Below are 19,262 nucleotides of genomic sequence, written 5' to 3' on the forward strand. Positions count from 1 at the left end.
CGGAAGAAATATTGTAAATGAGTTTTAGAATTTAATCTTTCTTGGAGTAAAAACTGCGTTAAGAAGCTGAGGGAACGAAGTGACTTTCGAAGCTTTAGCAGTTTTTATGGAAAGAAAGATATAAATTCTTAACGAAATTTACACAATTTCTGTAGGGAATATCATTAATTTTCATCATCACGGTATTCAAGCTCTAACGAACAATTTAGTTATTATTCTATTTTTTCTGGTTCTTTGTAGTCTACTCCTTTTGTGTCTACTGTAATACTTTCAATAACTACATCTTTTAATGGCTTATCATTCCTATCAGTTTCAACAGAATTAATAGCTTCTACAACATCCATCCCTTCAGTTACTTTTCCAAAAGCAGCATAATCACCATCAAGATATGAGGCATCTTCAGCCATTATAAAGAATTGACTTCCAGCAGAATCAGGATTACTTGCTCTTGCCATTGATAAAACACCGGCAGTATGTTTTAAATCATTCTTTGTATATCCATTACTACTAAACTCACCTTTAATTGAATATCCTGGACCACCTGTACCAATTCCATTTGGATCTCCACCTTGATTCATAAAACCTTTAATTACTCTATGAAATATTAATCCATCATAAAATCCTGAATTAGCTAATGATATAAAATTATTAACTGTATTAGGCGCTTTATCAGGATATAATTCTGCTTTTATTGTTCCAAAATTCTTAACTTTAATAGTTGCTATTGGCAACTCTTCCGTTGATTCAACTGATACTTCACTTTCTTCATCATTGTTTGGATTAGAAGTTTTATTATTTGTACATCCTATTAATCCAATTAACATAGCACTTATTCCTACTAAAATTACTCCTTTTTTAATAACTTTCTTCATAAATATCCTCCATAAAAATTTGTCACTTTTTATGATATCAAAAAAAAGCTTAACCCTCAAGTTAAGCTCTTTTTACTATAAACCTATATACTAGTTTGATATAAGTTTATCTAAAGGGGTTCTCCATCAAAGCTTTTGTATTTACTAGGATTTTTATCATTTCCTACATTATCTTGATTTTGGTGAAGTTTTTGTCTTCTTTCCCCCTTTTGATATTTTTTATCTTTAAATTTATCAGTACTCATTTATAAGACACGCTCCCTTCAGTATTATTTTCTACAAAATCTCTATATATAATGCAAAAAATACTGAGAATTTTCTCATAAATAAAGAAAATGTCATATAGAACTTTTATCTTATGTGAAAGTTTAAGATTGGCCTATATTCATATTAATACATGCCAATCTTTTTAACTAAACCTCAAATTCTTCAATCTCTATAGAATAGCTTCCACAATGCTTACAAACATTTACCATCACAATATAACTATTATCTACTTTTCCACTTTTCATTAATCTTTTAAAAGATAATCCTTCATACTCTTTATCTAAAGTACTTATTACATATTCTCCATTTTTAGTATATATGTAAAAATTAAAGCCTAAAAAATCAAAGAATTTCTTCTTTTCACTAACTCCTTCATTACAATTTTCACATGGAAAATCAAAAAATGCCTTTATAAATTCAACATTTTCACTATTATGTAATATCTCTATTATTTTTTTCTCATCTATGTCTTTAATTGGATTCTCTTCATCATTCACAAAATAATCAAGGTTCTCTTCATTTAAAATATATTCTTTATCAGCAAAAGTAAATTTAAATTCCATTTAAATTATCTTCCTTTCTCTCTTTAAAACTTTTATTAAATAGCTTTATTGTACATAATAACATACCAGTATTGATAAATAAAGTTATTTAATAAAAGTTTACATTAAATTTGTAAAAAAATTATTAACAGTTACATATTTTTAGTGTACAATAGAAAGTATAAAATAAAAGGTGGGGATTTAATTTGAATAATAGAGATATATACATAGTCTTATCTAGAACTGGAACGATGTTTTCTAATATAATTGCTCTTTTTACGCAAAAAGAATACTCTCATGTTTCTTTATCTCTTGATAGCTCCTTCACCCAAATGTTTTCCTTCGGGCGTAAAATCCCAAGTAAAGTTTTACCTGCGGGCCTTGTTGAAGAAAATCTATATAGTGGTGTATTTGCTATGTATCCTAATAGTAGATGCTTAGTATATAAAATTAATATTACTTCTGAGCAATTTGATTTTTTACAAAATGAAATTAATAAATTTTTTGAAAATAAAGACGAGTATAAATATAGTGTTCTTGGAACAGTAACTGCTTACTTTAATAAACCTCATAAAAGAGAGTATTATTATTTCTGTTCTCAATTTGTAGCAGAGCTATTAATCAATAGTGGTATTTATCGAACGGACAAGCTTCCTGAGGTAATTAAACCTATGGATTTACTAGAAATAGAAAATAAAACTCTTTTTTATGAAGGCTTCATAAATGAAGACAGAGCTACTAGAAATAGTTTCACTGTATTTAACTCACAAAGAATTTCTAGAGTAATCTCTAGATTAATATCTTAAAATAAAAAAACTCTAAAGTAGATTTAATCTTAACTAAAACTACTTTAGAGTTTTCTTACTTTTATATATCCTTATTATAGATACTTTCTTTAACATTTCTCTATATTTATTCATAAAATACACTGATACACTATAATTAATTTAAGGAGTATATAAATGTATTCAGTTGACCTTCCATATCCAGAAATTAAAGTAAAAGAAAAAAATTCAAGATATATTGACTTAATCTTACTTAATTACTCTAGTGCTATTTCTGAATTTGATGCTATAGCACAATATACTTATCATCAAATTGCATTAACTTATAGTAATAAAGAAATATCAGATACTCTATGTGGTATATCTATTGTTGAAATGCATCATTTAGAAATGCTTGGTAAAATAATAATTCTACTTGGTGGAGAACCTGGTTATTGGATTAATAATAAAAAGAAAAATTATTGGTCTAGTAAATTAGTAAATTACGATTTATCGTCAATTAAAGATATTCTCACTATTGATATTCAAGATGAAAAAGCTGCTATTAAACAATATAAAGAAACCATAACTAAAATTGATGATGAATGCATAAATGCAGTACTTAAAAGAATTATTCTAGACGAGGAATTCCATATCCAACTTCTAATGAACCTTTACACCAAATACGTAAAATAAAAATATATTGCGCACCACATGGAAGCGAAAAAATGAAATATTTATTTTCCGGTAATGGTGAAATTTTCACCTAGAATTTATATAATTGATTCCGTAAAGTTTGCTAAAGTTTTTAAACTTAAGTGAGATTCAAAATTTCAATTTTGTAAATCGAACTTACACATTCGACGCAAGGAGAAGGTACTTCCTTTTAAAATGAAACTCACTCCTCACTATCGCTCAGAGGAGTAAGTTCAGCTAACTAAATCAAGATTTAGAGCTTCACTTAACGCAACTTTACTCCATCAATTATTAAATTCTACGGCTTAATTTCAATCATACCTCCAAATTAATATTTCATTTTTTCTTTTTTCATGTATATGCTTATAACACGCGCCCTTTATAGTTAACAATTTATTATATAAAATATAGTAGAAGTCGTTAACTCTTAAGGTGGTTACGCAGAAAATTGTATCTTTTAGCTTAAGAGCCAGTGATAGAGAAAAATTAATGATATTACCGGAAGAAATATTGTAAATGAGTTTTAGAATTTAATCTTTCTTGGAGTAAAAACTGCGTTAAGAAGCTGAGGGAACAAAGTGACTTTCAAAGCTTTAGCAGTTTTTATGGAAAGAAAGATATAAATTCTTAACGAAATTTACACAATTTCTGTAGGTAATATCATTAATTTTCGGCATCACGGCATTAACGCTTTAGTTCGCAATTTAGTTAAAGTCTTCTATTCTTATTATGTTTTCTACATCTTTTACTGTTCTTAAATCATATAGCTTGTCTATAGAGTCATTTATTAAAGCTTCCTTAGTTTTATGTGTTATTAAAACTAAAGTTACTTCATGATTTTCATCATGTTTTCTACCCTTTTGAATAACTGATTTTAAACTTACTCTATTTGAACCAAAAATAGTAGTAATTTGGCCTAATACACCTGGTTTATCTTCAACAGTTACTCTTATATAGTATCTACTCTCAACCTCATCTATATTCTTAACTTGCTTTTCCCATAAGTTATTTCTAATAATCGGATTTTTATTTTCTACCTCTATGTTTTTTCTTAAAATAGAAATTATATCACTTACAACTGCACTACCAGTTGGTAAATCTCCTGCACCTCTACCATAGAACATTAAGTCTCCAACAGCATTTCCATTTATAAATATTGCATTAAATGAATCATATACATTAGCAAGTGGATGAGTTTCTGGAATCATAGTAGGATGTACTCTTAATTCTATTCTTCCATTATCATCTTTAGCAATAGCTAATAATTTTATTGACATTCCAAAATCACTAGCATATTTCATATCTATTGGTTTTATCTTAGTTATTCCTTCTCTATATACATCATTAATATCAACTTTAGTACCAAAAGCTAATGAAGCAAGAATTGCAAGTTTATATTGAGCATCATACCCTTCAATATCTGAAGTTGGATCTGCTTCTGCATACCCTTTTTCTTTAGCTTCTTCTAATACTGAATCAAACTCTAATTGCTCAAGCTCCATTTTGCTTAATATATAATTTGTTGTTCCATTAACTATTCCATATAGTTCATTTACTTTATTTGCAGTTAAATTTTCATTTATACCATTAATTATAGGTATTCCCCCTGCGACACTAGCTTCGTATTGAAACATAACTCCCATTTCTTCAGCCTTTTCAAATACTTCATCACCTTCTGTTGCCAGTAACATTTTATTTGCAGTAACTATATGTTTTCTTGCTTCCATAGCCTTTAACATATATTCTCTAGCTGGATCTATACCGCCCATAACTTCAACTACAAGCTTTATAGAGTCATCATTTAGTATCTCTTCAAAATCAGTTGTTAAAATATTATCTGCTACTTCAACACCTCTGTTTTTATTTAAATCTCTAACTAAAATTTTAGAAATTTCAATTTCATAACCTGATCTTTTCATTATTTCTTCTTTATTTTGTTGTAGGATTGTAAATACTCCTCTACCTACATTTCCTAATCCTAGCAAGGCTATTTTTGCTTTTTTCATTAAGTAATCCCCCTTTATCTTTATATCCCCAATTTATATGTATTATAAATATTATAATATATTAATTATAATACATTTCTTAAATTTTCCATATATTATTTTTATAAAATTTTAAAAAAATAAAAGAAGCTTTAAAAAAGCTTCTTTTATTTTAATTTATCTTTTTCCTGCATCAAATATTTCACCAGCAGCCTTTGGTGCTTGTGAAGATTTAGAGAATATAATTAATGCAATTAATGTAACTATATAAGGGAATACTTTTAATACTACTAGCGGTATACTTGCTAACTCTGGAATTACTTGCGCAACATTTGCTAATGTTGATGCAAATCCAAAGAAGAAAGTTGCTGCTAATATTCCTAAAGGTCTCCATTGTCCAAATATTAATGCTGCTAATGCAAGGAATCCTAATCCTGCAACACTTCCATTGAACTCACCAGAATATGTTACTAATATTATACATCCACCTAAAGCAGCTAATGCTCCTGATATCATAACACCAATATATCTAGTTCTCATTACATTAATACCTGCTGCTTGAGAAGCTTGTGGGTTTTCTCCACAAGATCTTAGTCTTAATCCAAATGAAGTCTTATATAATAAGAATGCACTTATTATTAATATTGCTAATACTAACCATGTTGTAGCATAAGTTTTTGTAAATAATAATGGTCCTATTATTGGAATATCCTTTAATACTGGAATACTTTTTGGTAAAAATCCTAAAGTTATTCTTATGTTACCACTACCAGTCATATTTCTTGCTAAGAATACTGTTAAAGCTCCAGCCATCATATTAATTGCTGTACCACTTATAACCTGATCTGCATTTAAGTTAATACTTGCAAATGCATGTAAAAGTGAGAATAAAGCTCCAACTATTGCAGCAACTAAAAGTCCTATCCATAATGCTCCATTAACACCTGCTGCTTGAAGTTTAGATATTGTTAATGCTCCAGCAAAAGAACCTACTATCATAAATCCATCTAAACCTATATTTACAATACCACTTCTTTCACAATAAAGCGCTCCTAAAGCAGTAATTAGCATAGGTATAGTATACGCTATTGCATAAGGAAAAATTTGTACAACTATATCCCACATTATTTTTCCACCGCCCTTTCACCAGATGTTCCTAATTTTTTATCTTCTCTTTTTTTCTTTATACTCTTAATTACTTTATCCATAACCACGCTTGTTGCAGCAAAGTAAATAATTGTAGCTATTATTGTATCTGCTAATTCTGGTGGTACCTTAACATTGGCATTCATGAATCCTTTACCAACATATAATACACCGAAGAATAATGCTGATAATAATACTCCAAAAGGAGTGTTGTTACCTAATAAAGCTACAGCTATTCCATCAAAGCCTTGAGCTGGCATTACACCAATTTGAAGTACTGCAGAGTTACCCATATATTGAGCAACACCTGCTAATCCAGCCAATCCACCTGCTATCATCATAGAAATTACTATATTTCTATTTACAGGCATACCTGCATATTCAGCACCAAATCTATTATATCCAACAGCTTTTAATTCATATCCTAAAACAGTTTTATTTAAAATAAACCATATAATTAAAACAGAAAATATAGCTAAGAATATTCCATAGTTTATGTACGAACCACCAAATATATTTGATAACCAATCAGCCTTTAAAGTTGCTGAATCTGCTAATCTAGCTGATTCCGTTTCTGTAGTTCCCTTTAAATATTGTGGAACCATATAATAAACTATCCAATATGCAGTCCAGTTCATCATAATAGCTGAAACAACTTCATTAACGTTAAATAATGCTTTTAAAAGCCCTGGTACAGCTGCCCAAATAGCACCTGCTAAAATACCACAAACAATCATTAATGGTACTAATATAGGAGATGGCAGGTCAACTAATAATCCTATAGCTGTTACAGTAAAACCACCTGCTAACATTTGACCTGGAGTACCTATATTAAATAATCCAGTTTTATTTGCAAAGGCAAAAGATAATCCAGTAAGAATTAATGGCGTTGCAGTTGCAATTGAGTTACCTATTCTTTGAGGATTCATTAATCCACCTTTAAACAGATAAGTATATCCGTCTATTGGATTAAATCCCATTGCTAGCATTAATAAAAATCCAGCAAGCAATCCTAAAACTACTGCCATCATAGATTTTAATAATTGATTCTTATGCACTAAGCTTCCTCCTTCTTTACGCCGGCCATCATTAAACCAACTTCATTTTCATTTGTTTCATTAGCATTTACTATACCTATTAATTCACCGTTATTTACAACAGCTATTCTATCAGATACATTTAAAACTTCGTCTAACTCAAGAGATACTAATAAAACTGCTTTTCCTAAATCTCTTTGTTCTACTAATCTTTTATGAATATATTCTATTGATCCAACATCTAATCCTCTAGTTGGCTGAACTGCAATTAAGAAATCTGGATCTGACTCTATTTCACGCCCAATTACACCTTTTTGTTGATTACCACCTGATAATGATCTTGCTATAGATTTTCCACCCTCACCAGATCTAACATCAAATGTTTCAATAATTTTTTGTGCATATTCAGAAATTTTCGCTCTATTAAGTAAACCATTCTTAGAAAACGGCTTATTTCTATAAGCTTTAAGCACCATATTATCTTCCATTGTATAATCAAGAATTAAACCTCTTTTATGTCTATCTTCTGGAATATGTGCCATACCATCATCTATTCTTTGACGTATTGATTCTTTAACTATATTTTTTCCTTTAAATACAATACTTCCTGATTCAACATTTCTCATACCAGTTAATGCTTCTACTAATTCAGTTTGCCCATTACCCTCAACACCAGCAATACCAACTATTTCTCCAGCTCTAATATCTAATGAAAAATTCTTTAAACCAAGTACCTTTTTATTATTATTAACAGATAAGTTCTCTATTTTTACAACTACATCCTTTGGTTTCGCTTCATCTTTTTGAACTTTAAATGATACTTCTCTTCCAACCATCATTTTAGCCATATCAGCTTCTGTAGTGTCTTCTACATCAACAGTCCCTATGTATTTTCCTCTTCTAATAACTGTACATCTATTAGCTGCTTCTTTAATTTCTCTTAATTTATGAGTAATTAAAATAATAGATTTTCCTTCTTTAGTCATGTTTTTCATAATTGAAATTAACTCATCAATTTCGCTTGGAGTTAACACCGCTGTTGGTTCATCAAATATTAAAACATTAGCATTTCTATAAAGCATTTTTAATATTTCTACTCTTTGTTGCATTCCCACAGAAATATCTTCTATTTTTGCATAAGGGTCAACATTTAAACCATATTGTTTAGATAAATCTTCGATTTTTTTTGCAGCTCTCTTAATGTCTACTGTCAATCCTTTTCTAGGTTCGCATCCTAAAATTATATTTTCTGTAACTGTAAAGTTATCTACTAACTTAAAGTGTTGATGAACCATACCAATTCCTAAATCATTTGCAACATTAGGATTAGATATTTTTACTTCTTTTCCTCTAACCTTTATGGACCCTCTATCTGGCTTATACATTCCAAATAACATTCCCATTAACGTTGATTTTCCCGCACCATTTTCACCTAAAAGAGCATGAATTTCTCCTTCTTTTAGTTGTAGTGTAATGTTATCATTTGCTACTATTCCAGGAAACTCTTTACGGATATTCAGCATCTCAACTACATATTCCATGGATATCCTCCTCTTAAATAATTATTTTATTAACACACATTATTATTTATGCAAATTATAAATTGATATGCTTACATAATAATTTCATAATTACGCACGAAACTTCATTCTAAGTATAATTTATATAATTCGCATTTTCAACATTTTTTTCACTATTTTTTATAAATAGCATATCACATTAATTATTTTTGTATATTTTTATTTAAAATTACTTAATATAGTTATATTACATCAATAAATACATTATTATTTTTTGTATTATTTTGTTTATTCTACTCACATATTGCTCATTTTTTTATAATTTACAATTTATAATTTATAATTAAACAATTAATTTCTTTTTTTAATAAGATATTCATTTGAATTAGTATATACTACTGCCTGTTTCTGCTATACTTTTTACAAAAAAGGAGCTATGTAAATTGCTTTAACATAGCCCCATTTTATTAAAAATCTTATAATTCAGTTTTAACTTCTATTTCTCCGTTCTTAATAGCTTCTAATACTTCATTAACTTTAGTTACTGTATCATCACTTAAGTTTGGATTTTCTGCTGGGATACCTATACCATCGTTAGATGCATCAAATGTTAATGTTTGTCCACCTGGGAATTCATTATTTAATTCAGCTTCTATCATTTGATACGCTGATTCGTTTACTTTCTTAATAGCTGAAGTTAATATTACTGATTTATTTCCTTCATAAATACCATCATCATATTGGTCAGAATCAACACCTATAACCCATACTTCTTCACCATTAACAACTCTTGTCTTAGCTTCTGTTATAACTCCAGTACCAACTCCACCTGCTGCAGCAAATATTACTTTAACACCATTATCATACATTTGAGCTGCTAATTGTTGTCCTAAAGCTGTGTCAGAGAATGATCCTGAGTAAACTATGTTTTCAGCTTTTAAACTAACATTTGTTCCATAATTCTCATTAGCATAAGCTACACCTTGTTGGAAGCCATAATTGAATTTTTGAACTGCTGGTATTTCCATACCACCGATGAATCCTAGTTCACCACTTTGTAATTCAACTGCTGCTGCAACACCTGCTGCAAATCCACCTTGTTCTTCAGCAAAGTATATAGCAACTGTATTATCTGCTATAACATAGTTATCATTTCCATCGTTTGGTTCACCATCAATTATAACAAATTTTGCATCTTCATATTGAGTTTGAGCTTTATATATAGCTGTTTCAAATTTAAAACCTGGCGTTACAATAAATTTATATCCTGCATCATAAAGATTTTGTATTTCTGTTAAATAATTAGCTTCTGTTTCTCCTGCTGGTTGCATGTAGTTTTTTTCAATTCCAAGGTCTTTTTCAGCCTTTTGAATTCCTTCCCATGTACCTTGGTTGAATGACTTGTCATCAATTGTTCCTGCATCAGTAACCATACCAACCTTTAATTTTGTTTCTGATGAATTACCTGATTCACTATTACTTCCGCAACCAACTAATCCTGTTACCATTAGTGCTGACAGTGCTAATGCTAAAAATTTCTTCTTCATAAAATTTCCTCCTAAAACCATTTACATTTTTAATAAATTCATAATACTCTCTTATACAAAAAAACGTATTAATTTCTAAAGTGAAATTAATACGTTAAAACCCCATTATTTTTCGTATAGAGTTAGTATATATCAAGTTCACTCATAGTCGGAAATTTACGGCTTCCGGTAGAAACATCCCACCACATTTGGGATTTATATGAGTCATTCTATTATTCGTCTTTATTATATTTTATTTGTCCATCTTTGTCAATAAAAGTTTTATTTTGCATTTTATTTGTATTTATTTTAGTTTTTTTAGAATTTTACGAACTATTACATCGAAAATAAATAATATTATTATCTCTGTTAATAATTTATCATTTTTAAAAAGGCCATGTTAATCATATGAACATAGCCCTACCTTTATAAAATTTTATAATTCACTTTTAACTTCTATTTCACCATTCTTAATAGCTTCTAATACTTCATTAACTTTTGTTACTGTATCTTCACTTAAGTTTGGATTCTCTTGTGGAAGACCTACTGCATTATTTTTAGCATTAAATATTAATGATTGACCACCTGGAAATTCATTATTTAACTCAGCTTCTATCATTTGATAAGCTGCTTCGTTTAATTTCTTAATAGCAGAAGTTAATATTACTGATTTATTACCCTCATAAATACCATCAGCATACTGGTCACAGTCAACACCTATAACCCACGCTTCTTCACCGTTAACAGCTCTTGTTTTAGCTTCTGTTATAGCACCCATACCAGTTGCACCAGCTGCAGCAAATATAACTTTAACACCTCTATCATACATTTGAGCCGCTATTTGTTGACCTAAAGCTAAATCAGTAAATGAACCTGAGTAAACAATATTTTCAGCTTTTAAGCTAATAGATGTTCCAAGTTTTTCATTAGCATAAGCTACGCCTTGTTGGAATCCATAATTAAATCTTTTTACCGCTGCTGCTTCCATACCACCTATAAATCCAAATTCACCAGTTTGTAATTCAAGTGCTGCTGCAACACCTGCTACAAATCCACCTTCTTGTTCAGCAAACTGTATTGCAACTGTATTATCTGCTACAACGTAATTACCGTTACCATCATTAGGTTCCCCATCAATTAAAATAAATTTTGCATCTTCATATTTTTCTTGAGCATTATATATAGCTGTATCAAGTTTGAATCCTGGGGCTACTATAAATTTATATCCTGCATCATATAGATTTTGAATTTCTGTTAAATAATCAGCTTCTGTTTCTCCTGAAGGCTTTAAGTAGTTCTTTTCAATTCCAAACTTCTCTTCTGCTTCTATTATTCCTTCCCATGTACCTTGATTAAATGACTTGTCATCAATTGTTCCTGAGTCAGTAACCATACCAACCTTCAATGTTCCTTCTCCTGAATTTGACGAACCGTTACCACTGTTTCCACATGCAACTAATCCTGTTGTCATTAGTACTGAAAGTACTAATGTAATAATTTTTTTTCTCATTTGTACATTCCTCCCAAATACTTATCTTAAACAAACTCATCTAACCCAAATAAAAAAAGACGCATTAATTTCCAAAGTGAAAATAATACGTCTTAACTCAATAATTATTCGTATAGAGTCACATTCATAAATTTCACTCATAGTCGGAAATTAAAGGCTTCCGGTAGAAACACCCCGCCATATTCGGGATCTATATGAGTTATCCATCGTTCGTGTCATATTATATTTAATATTTTTTTTGCTGTCAATACTATTTATCCATTTTTGTATCAAGATTTAACGAAAAGGGTTATGTTAATTTTTTAACATAACCCTAAACTTATATTAATTTTATAATTCAGTTTTAACTTCTACTTCATCTGCTTTAATAGCATTTATAACTTCATTAACTTTTGTAATTGTATCTTCACTTAAGTTTGGATTTTCACTTGGAATACCCACTGCATCATTTTTAGCATCAAATCTTAAAACTTGACCACCTGGGAATTCACCATTTATTTCATCTTCTATTATTTGATAAGCAGCTTCATCAATCTTCTTAATAGCTGAAGTTAATACTACTGATTTATTACCTTCATAAATACCATCATCATATTGGTCAGAGTCAACACCTATAACCCATGCTTCTTCACCATTAACAACTCTTGTCTTAGCTTCTGTAATAACTCCTATATTAACACCAGCAGCAGCAGTAAATATTGCCTTAACTCCTCTATCATACATTTTAGCTGCTAATTGTTGTCCTAAAGCTGTATCAGAGAATGAACCTGAGTAAACTATATTTTCAGCCTTTAAAGTAACATTTGTTCCGTAATGTTCATTAGCGTAAGCTACCCCTTGTTGGAATCCATAGTTAAACTTTTTAACTGATGGTATTTCCATTCCACCAATAAATCCAAAGTCACCATTTTGTAATTGAGCTGCTGCTGCAACACCTGCTATAAATCCACTTTGCTCTTCAGCAAAGTATACTGCAACTGTGTTATCTGCTACAACGTAATTATCATTACCATCATTTGGTTCTCCATCAATTAAAACAAATCTTGCATCACTATATTTTTCTTGAGCTTTATATATAGCTGTTTCAAATTTGTAACCTGGTGTTACTATAAACTTATAACCTGAATCATAAAGATTTTGAATTTCTGTTAAGTAGCTTGATTCTGATTCTCCATTAGGTTGCATGAATGTTGTTTCAAGACCAAATTTTTCCTTAGCCTCTTCTATTCCTTCCCATGTTCCTTGGTTAAATGATTTGTCATCAATTGTACCTGTGTCAGTAACCATACCAACCTTTAATGCATTTCCTTCTGATGTTGATGAGTTGTTATCGCTTCCACAACCAACTAATCCTGTTACCATTAATGCTGAAAGTACTAATGCAACGATTTTCTTCTTCATAAGTAGACTCCTCCTAAACACTCTGTTTTTTGGGATACGCTTTATAACATTTACCCTATACTCAAAAAAACATATAAACAACTATAGCGAATTTAATACCCTATAACTCATATATATTTCGTATAGAGTTAATATATATCAAGCTCACTCATAGCTGAAAATTTAAGGTTTTTCGTAGAAACATCTCACCATATTTGAGACTTATATGAGTCCTTTAATTATCCGCGTATCATTATAATTTATCTGTTTTTTTTTGTCAATATATGATTTATCTTGCGTAATATTTTTTATTTTATTTATTTTTCTTGTTAATTTCATGTTTTTTAATTAACTTAAAATAATAAAAAAGAAGATTAAAGCTTATTAATCTCTAATCTCCTTTTATCATATTATAACTTTAAAAGTATAATTTACTTATATTAAATTAATATATTAACATTATACTCTCTTAACCAAGTATCAACTTGAATTAGATATGCAATCATTTGTGGCCCTGTCATAAGTTGTCCAAACCAAGGTGTCTTATATGCTTCTCCCTTTGTGTCCACTATTTCTTGAACCTTATCCTTGTTTATTATTTGAAGTATAGGTGAAGTTTTATCATCTAATATCTTATTCATCATACTGCAAACAATATTTGTATATATAGGATTATGAGTCTTTGGATATGGACTCTTTTTTCTATATATTATCTCATCTGGAAGTATACCTACTAAAGCCTTCCTTAATAATCCTTTTTCTCTCCCATCTAAAAGTTTTACGTCTACAGGTAAATTGAAAGCATAATCCACAATTCTATAATCTGCAAAAGGCACTCTAACCTCTAAACTATTATACATACTTGATCTATCTTTTCTGTTCAACAAATTAACCATAAACCATTTTAAATTTAGATAAAATAATTCTCTCATTCTATAAGTTTTTTTATCCTCATTATCTAAATGTGGTACTTGTTTTAAAGTTTTCAAGTATTCTTCATTAGTAAGCTCTTCAATCTTTATATTTTTCAAATTATCATTTAGAATTGTCTTTCTTTCACCAACAGACCTTGACCATGGAAAAGTATTAGCATTTATCATTTCCTCATGAGTAAACCATGGATAACCAGCAAATAATTCGTCAGCACATTCTCCTGATAATCCAACAACAAAGTCTTTTCTAATTTCCTTGCAGAATAACAATAGTGATGAATCTACATCTGCCATACCAGGTAAATCCCTACTGAATGTAGCTTCCCTCAATGCATGGGCTAGATCTTCTTGCTTTAATAAAACAGTTATATGATCACTATCTATAAATTTAGCCATTCTTTCTGCAAAATATTGGTCTGAAGTAGGTTGAAATAATGATGCTTTAAAATACTTATCATTACCTTCATAATCTATTGAATAAGTTGTTAGCCTTTTGCCTTTTTCTTTAAAATCAGCAGCTGCTATAGCTGATATTGCCGATGAATCTAATCCTCCTGATAAAAATGTACACACTGGTACATCACCTACTAATTGCCTTTTTATAGCATCAATTAATAGTTGTCTAACATGACTTACTGATTCATCAGCTGTTTCATTTAATTCTCTAGCTTCAACTTTCCAATATTCCCATATCTTCATATTATCCTTTGTTACTAACATACAATTTGCTGGTGCTATTTCATTTATTCCCTTATATACTGCACTTCCTGGAGATACTGCTGGTCCTAATGCAAAAAGCTCTGTTAATCCATCTCTATCAATTTCTGCTTTTACTTCAGGATGTGCAAGTATTGTCTTAATTTCTGATCCAAAAATTAGTGTACTACCTTTTTTAGAATAAAATAATGGCTTAACCCCCATAGGATCTCTAGCTAAAAATACTTGTTGCTTATCTTCATCATATATGGCAAATGCAAATATTCCATTTAACTTTTTAATAGCATCTATTCCCCAAGCAATATATGATGTTAATAGTACCTCTGTATCTGAGTAAGAATCAAAAGTAAAATTTTCCTCTAATAACTCTTTTCTTAAGTCTTCTGTATTATAAAGTTCTCCATTATATACTATAACGTATTTTTTTCCACCTACAATTTTAATCATTGGTTGTTTACCCCCCTCAGGATCAACAACTATCAATCTTCTGTGTCCAAATAATACGTTGTTAGAGTCATATAGACCTTCACTATCTGGTCCTCTTCTCTCTAATGTCTTTACCATCTTACAAAGTATATCTCTTTTTCCTTTTAAAATTCTATCAAAGTCTACCATTCCAGCTATTCCACACATAATTTCACCTTCTCATTAAATTCATATTATAGAATATGAGGAACCTTGTCTTTAAGTGAAAATTTAGTTAATACGCAACAAAAGAGAGACGGCGAATGCGTCTCTCTTTTGCTTGCTAAATGTGTTATATCATTAATTTGGGATTTAACTAATTCATTTCTTTTTCTTTTTTTATTGAGATAGCTAATGTAGTTATTAAACCACCCCATAATACTATTGCACCAATTGCAAAATAAGTTAATGCTGTTGCCGTCATATTAAACTACCTCCTCTTCAAATTCTTCAAACTCTTCAAACTCTTCTATTGCTTTATTTTTCCAAGGTCTTTTTGAAACCAATATAGCCCCTATTATACCTAAACCAATAACAGACCATCCATAAGCAAATAGCTCTGGTAAGTTATATCCTGCATAAGGTGTTTTAATTTCTGTTACAAAATTACTAACTAACATTATTGCTAACATTATTGGTGTTATAAACTTAATAGTGAAATTCCACCATTTTCCGATTCTAAAGTATGAAGTCTTATTTGTATGATTTCTAATTGTTTCAGGCTTAATTATCCATCCTATAACAATGGCTTCTAATAATCCTACAACTATAATTCCATAACAGTTAATAAAGTTATCCATTATATCTAATATATATAATCCTGCTCCTGATGCAAATGTTGCACTTACAACAACACCTAATAAAGCTATACCAGAAACAACTTTCTTACGCTCCCAACCTGTTTTATCAATTATAGCCGATGATACAGCTTCAACTAAAGATACACAAGATGTTAATCCTGCGAAAACTAAACAAGCAAAGAATAAACCTCCAAGTATAGTTCCCCATGTTCCCATAACTGAAAATACTTTAGGGAACACTATAAATGCTAACCCAATACCACTTGAAACAACTTCATCAATTCCAACACCTTGGCTTGTTGCCATAAATCCTAAAATTGCAAATACTCCAATTGCACATAAGAATTCAAATCCACAGTTTGCAAATCCAGTCATAAATGCACTATTATTTATATCTGTCTTTTTAGGTAAATAGCTTGAATAAGTCATCATTATTCCCATAGCTAAACTTAAAGAATAGAATACTTGTCCATAAGCAGCTATCCAAACCTTTGGTTCCATTACCTTGCTCCAATCAGGAGTGAATAATTTGTTTAATCCTAAAGTAGCCCCTTCTAGAGTTACACCTCTCACAACAATTATTACCATTATTGCAATTAATGTAGGTAATAAAACTTTATTTAACTTTTCTATACCTCCCTTTACACCTTTATAGCATATAAACCAACTAATTCCCCAAACTAATACTATTCCAATTAATACAGGCCAAATAACTGTTCCAAATTGGAATGGTGATTCTGTAAGCTTTAAGAAATCATTATAGAAAAATGAATTTGGATCATTGCCCCAACCTTTTGAAAAGCTTAGTGTAAAGTACTTCATAGCCCAACTTAAAATCATTGAATAATATCCTAATATAAAGAATGCACTAATACTTGGCCACCATCCAATCCACTCCCATTTTTTACTTGCTCTTGCCATAGCTAATGGCGTAGATCCTCTAAATTTATGTCCCATTCCATATTCTAAAATTAATAGAGGTATACCAGCTGTAAATATAGCAAAGAAGTATGGAACTAAAAAGGCTCCTCCTCCATTTTCATAAACTAGGTATGGAAATCTCCATATGTTACCTAAACCAACTGCTGATCCTACTGCTGCTAATATAAAACCCAGTTTTGTCCCCCATTGGTCTCTTTTATTATCCATTGTTATTCCCCCTTTTTTAATCATCTTTAGATATATTCCAATTAATCCCTGTCCTTATAATATATTGTTTTATTATTTTTTTCAAGTTTTTTATAAAAAACTATTAATTTTAACTAAGATTTTATTATCAATTTGTTAATAATTTTATATTTTAATTTTCATTTTTATTTTTTATACACATAAAACTATTGATATATCTTACTTTAATTCAATTTACAATTTATTAATTTATTAAGTAAATTCTTCACATTTTCCTTTCTGGAACGTTTTCATCTCTTTTATTTAGATGTATCTATAATTTTTTTTATTAATAAAATAATAAAACAGAAAATATTTTATTATTTTATCAACAATATAATACTTTCTGTTTTAATTTATTATTTACTTTTAAATCTATTTGCTAAAAATTCAGCAACTCCATCTTCTTCACAACTACCTATTACATTAGTAGCTATTTTCTTAATCTCTTCTGCTGCATTTGCAGTAGCATATGCTTCATCAGCTAACTCAAACATTGGTATATCATTTAAATTATCTCCAAAACAAATAACTTTACTATAGTCTATATATTTTGATAAATATTTTATACCATTAGCTTTAGATGCTTCACTACTATATGCTTCTAAGAAATAACAATCCTCATATACATCTTTATAATAGTTAACTGTTATTCCTTTAATACATCTAATTTCTTCAGCAATTGCTTTTATTTTTTCATAATTATCAAAAGCCACAAAGTTAATTATGTTGGAATCTATTATTGATTCCTTATAATTTTCAATCTTTACAAAAGTTTTTAACTTTTTATCAGCTCTTTCTTTATAAAAATTATATTCATAAACATTTTCGAATTCCTTATGGTATACCCATAAATGATTATCTTTAACACCATATACTAATGGATTTTTATTATATGATTTAAAAATATCTAATACTTTATTTGCGGATTCTTTCTCTATTCCCTTAATATCTATATACTTTAATTCTTTAGTATCATATATTAATACTCCATTCATTAAAGCAACTGGTAATTTTAAATTTAAATCTTGCAATATTTCAACTGCGGTTGCTGGAGTTCTAGCCGTAGCTACTGTAAAATTAACCCCTTCTTCAATTAATTTATTTAAAATTTCTAAAGATCTTTTAGGAACTTCTCTCTTACTATTAATTAATGTTCCATCTAAATCAGTTACAAATAATTCCATATTTTACTCTCCTCTTTTGTACTTCTTTATGTAGGGTTATTTAGTTTACCACATAAACATAATTTATGCCACATAAAAATTTAAAGAGCTATATTAATCTGATTTTTATGTATATAATTACTATATCCATAAATCAAACTAACATAACTCATTAGTGGATATTAAAATATCAACATTAAACTATGCTATATTGAAATCTACATATTCATTTAATATATAGCCTATTGTATCATTGTATTGTATTTTACTCCACTCACCATTATCTTCTATTACAGAAACTTTTTCTCCCATAGCAATTGTCCCCATAACATTTGCTTCATAGTTCGATTCATCTCTTACTTTTAATGATAATGTAACAGCCGTTCCTTCTCTTGAAATTGTATTTTCTGCAATACTTCTTGTGTTTACTAGAATATAATCTTTTGATACATATCCATAACCACTTCCATATTTAATTTTATACCAACTTCCGCTTGTTTCTACTATTTCTACTTGAGTTCCATTACTTAACGAACCTATTACAGAATAACTTGTACCTGCGCCACTTCTTACATTTAGTGCACCATTTACTTTTACTGTTCCACTTTGTGTTGTTGTAGTGCTAGTATTATTGTTACTACTGCTATTGCTATTGCTAGTTGATGATACTGTTACATAATCCTTACTTACATAACCATATCCACTTCCGTATTTTATCTTGTACCAACTTCCGCTTGTTTCTACTATTTCTACTTTTGCTCCATTATTTA

17 protein-coding genes and 3 riboswitches are annotated in these 19,262 nt (G+C 29.4%); of the genes, 2 read left to right on the plus strand and 15 right to left on the minus strand.

Annotation, left to right across the window (positions count from 1 at the left end):
- Nucleotides 1-212: 212 nt before the first annotated feature.
- The 3 genes from I2E98_RS11015 to I2E98_RS11020 form a co-directional block, all read right to left on the minus strand.
- Nucleotides 213-872: a peptidylprolyl isomerase gene (locus tag I2E98_RS11015; protein ID WP_195468966.1), complete on the minus strand. Its 660-nt coding sequence runs from the start codon at nucleotides 870-872 to the stop codon at nucleotides 213-215.
- A gap of 110 nt (nucleotides 873-982) precedes the next feature.
- On the minus strand, nucleotides 983-1,117 hold the full coding sequence (locus I2E98_RS16220) for a clostri-philic family protein (protein ID WP_279324982.1): 135 nt from the start codon (nucleotides 1,115-1,117) through the stop codon (nucleotides 983-985).
- Between the two features lie 168 nt (nucleotides 1,118-1,285).
- Entirely contained in the window at nucleotides 1,286-1,702 is a 417-nt protein-coding gene (locus I2E98_RS11020) for a DUF3785 family protein (RefSeq protein ID WP_195468967.1), read from the minus strand.
- Nucleotides 1,703-1,887: 185 nt separating this feature from the next.
- Between I2E98_RS11020 and I2E98_RS11025 the strand changes: the two genes are divergently transcribed.
- Together I2E98_RS11025 and I2E98_RS11030 are read left to right on the plus strand one after the other, a co-directional pair.
- A complete protein-coding gene (locus tag I2E98_RS11025; protein ID WP_195468968.1) occupies nucleotides 1,888-2,487 on the plus strand; it encodes a hypothetical protein in 600 nt (199 codons plus the stop codon).
- A gap of 156 nt (nucleotides 2,488-2,643) precedes the next feature.
- Nucleotides 2,644-3,141 carry a ferritin family protein gene (locus tag I2E98_RS11030; protein WP_195468969.1) on the plus strand — a complete coding sequence of 166 codons (498 nt, stop codon included), beginning with the start codon at nucleotides 2,644-2,646 and terminating at the stop codon, nucleotides 3,139-3,141.
- Between the two features lie 704 nt (nucleotides 3,142-3,845).
- Here I2E98_RS11030 and I2E98_RS11035 read toward each other — a convergent pair.
- From I2E98_RS11035 to I2E98_RS11090, 12 genes are all read right to left on the minus strand, one after another.
- Complete coding sequence (locus tag I2E98_RS11035) at nucleotides 3,846-5,147, minus strand: homoserine dehydrogenase (protein WP_195468970.1); 1,302 nt, start codon at nucleotides 5,145-5,147, stop codon at nucleotides 3,846-3,848.
- Nucleotides 5,148-5,303: 156 nt separating this feature from the next.
- Complete coding sequence (locus I2E98_RS11040; RefSeq protein WP_195468971.1) at nucleotides 5,304-6,251, minus strand: ABC transporter permease; 948 nt, start codon at nucleotides 6,249-6,251, stop codon at nucleotides 5,304-5,306.
- Nucleotides 6,251-7,330, minus strand: coding sequence for an ABC transporter permease (locus I2E98_RS11045; protein ID WP_195468972.1), 1,080 nt, complete (start codon nucleotides 7,328-7,330; stop codon nucleotides 6,251-6,253). The genes I2E98_RS11040 and I2E98_RS11045 overlap by 1 nt, the downstream gene beginning before the upstream one ends.
- On the minus strand, nucleotides 7,330-8,850 hold the full coding sequence (locus I2E98_RS11050; protein ID WP_195468973.1) for an ABC transporter ATP-binding protein: 1,521 nt from the start codon (nucleotides 8,848-8,850) through the stop codon (nucleotides 7,330-7,332). The genes I2E98_RS11045 and I2E98_RS11050 overlap by 1 nt, the downstream gene beginning before the upstream one ends.
- Before the next feature lie 455 nt (nucleotides 8,851-9,305).
- Complete coding sequence (locus tag I2E98_RS11055; RefSeq protein ID WP_195468974.1) at nucleotides 9,306-10,376, minus strand: BMP family ABC transporter substrate-binding protein; 1,071 nt, start codon at nucleotides 10,374-10,376, stop codon at nucleotides 9,306-9,308.
- Nucleotides 10,377-10,501: 125 nt separating this feature from the next.
- Nucleotides 10,502-10,599: riboswitch (purine riboswitch) on the minus strand.
- 192 nt (nucleotides 10,600-10,791) lie between these two features.
- Nucleotides 10,792-11,865, minus strand: a complete 1,074-nt coding sequence (locus I2E98_RS11060) for a BMP family ABC transporter substrate-binding protein (RefSeq protein ID WP_195468975.1) — start codon at nucleotides 11,863-11,865, stop codon at nucleotides 10,792-10,794.
- A 120-nt stretch (nucleotides 11,866-11,985) separates the two neighbouring features.
- Nucleotides 11,986-12,083: riboswitch (purine riboswitch) on the minus strand.
- Between the two features lie 112 nt (nucleotides 12,084-12,195).
- Nucleotides 12,196-13,266, minus strand: a complete 1,071-nt coding sequence (locus I2E98_RS11065; RefSeq protein ID WP_195468976.1) for a BMP family ABC transporter substrate-binding protein — start codon at nucleotides 13,264-13,266, stop codon at nucleotides 12,196-12,198.
- 131 nt (nucleotides 13,267-13,397) lie between these two features.
- Nucleotides 13,398-13,495: riboswitch (purine riboswitch) on the minus strand.
- Between the two features lie 190 nt (nucleotides 13,496-13,685).
- The gene (gene asnB, locus I2E98_RS11070; RefSeq protein ID WP_195468977.1) at nucleotides 13,686-15,527 is read right to left on the minus strand and encodes an asparagine synthase (glutamine-hydrolyzing); all 1,842 of its coding nucleotides are present in this window, start codon (nucleotides 15,525-15,527) and stop codon (nucleotides 13,686-13,688) included.
- Nucleotides 15,528-15,675: 148 nt separating this feature from the next.
- Entirely contained in the window at nucleotides 15,676-15,783 is a 108-nt protein-coding gene (locus I2E98_RS11075; protein ID WP_195468978.1) for a MetS family NSS transporter small subunit, read from the minus strand.
- A 1-nt stretch (nucleotide 15,784) separates the two neighbouring features.
- The gene (locus I2E98_RS11080; protein ID WP_195468979.1) at nucleotides 15,785-17,308 is read right to left on the minus strand and encodes a sodium-dependent transporter; all 1,524 of its coding nucleotides are present in this window, start codon (nucleotides 17,306-17,308) and stop codon (nucleotides 15,785-15,787) included.
- Between the two features lie 377 nt (nucleotides 17,309-17,685).
- The gene (locus tag I2E98_RS11085; protein WP_195468980.1) at nucleotides 17,686-18,513 is read right to left on the minus strand and encodes an HAD family hydrolase; all 828 of its coding nucleotides are present in this window, start codon (nucleotides 18,511-18,513) and stop codon (nucleotides 17,686-17,688) included.
- Nucleotides 18,514-18,693: 180 nt separating this feature from the next.
- Nucleotides 18,694-19,262, minus strand: a 569-nt coding sequence (locus I2E98_RS11090) for an SH3 domain-containing protein (RefSeq protein ID WP_195468981.1), incomplete at its 5' end; no start/stop codon positions are given.

It is taken from the genome of Clostridium sp. D43t1_170807_H7 (genome assembly GCF_015555905.1).
Taxonomy (GTDB): Bacteria; Bacillota; Clostridia; order Clostridiales; family Clostridiaceae; genus Clostridium.

Excerpts from the sequence above, each read along its gene's own strand:
- I2E98_RS11015 (WP_195468966.1), bottom strand. The coding sequence starts at position 872 with ATGAAGAAAGTTATTAAAAAAGGAGTAATTTTAGTAGGAATAAGTGCT.
- I2E98_RS16220 (WP_279324982.1), bottom strand. The coding sequence starts at position 1,117 with ATGAGTACTGATAAATTTAAAGATAAAAAATATCAAAAGGGGGAAAGA.
- I2E98_RS11020 (WP_195468967.1), bottom strand. The coding sequence starts at position 1,702 with ATGGAATTTAAATTTACTTTTGCTGATAAAGAATATATTTTAAATGAA.
- I2E98_RS11030 (WP_195468969.1), top strand. The coding sequence starts at position 2,644 with ATGTATTCAGTTGACCTTCCATATCCAGAAATTAAAGTAAAAGAAAAA.
- I2E98_RS11035 (WP_195468970.1), bottom strand. The coding sequence starts at position 5,147 with ATGAAAAAAGCAAAAATAGCCTTGCTAGGATTAGGAAATGTAGGTAGA.
- I2E98_RS11040 (WP_195468971.1), bottom strand. The coding sequence starts at position 6,251 with ATGTGGGATATAGTTGTACAAATTTTTCCTTATGCAATAGCGTATACT.
- I2E98_RS11050 (WP_195468973.1), bottom strand. The coding sequence starts at position 8,850 with ATGGAATATGTAGTTGAGATGCTGAATATCCGTAAAGAGTTTCCTGGA.
- I2E98_RS11055 (WP_195468974.1), bottom strand. The coding sequence starts at position 10,376 with ATGAAGAAGAAATTTTTAGCATTAGCACTGTCAGCACTAATGGTAACA.
- I2E98_RS11060 (WP_195468975.1), bottom strand. The coding sequence starts at position 11,865 with ATGAGAAAAAAAATTATTACATTAGTACTTTCAGTACTAATGACAACA.
- I2E98_RS11065 (WP_195468976.1), bottom strand. The coding sequence starts at position 13,266 with ATGAAGAAGAAAATCGTTGCATTAGTACTTTCAGCATTAATGGTAACA.
- asnB (WP_195468977.1), bottom strand. The coding sequence starts at position 15,527 with ATGTGTGGAATAGCTGGAATGGTAGACTTTGATAGAATTTTAAAAGGA.
- I2E98_RS11075 (WP_195468978.1), bottom strand. The coding sequence starts at position 15,783 with ATGACGGCAACAGCATTAACTTATTTTGCAATTGGTGCAATAGTATTA.
- I2E98_RS11080 (WP_195468979.1), bottom strand. The coding sequence starts at position 17,308 with ATGGATAATAAAAGAGACCAATGGGGGACAAAACTGGGTTTTATATTA.
- I2E98_RS11085 (WP_195468980.1), bottom strand. The coding sequence starts at position 18,513 with ATGGAATTATTTGTAACTGATTTAGATGGAACATTAATTAATAGTAAG.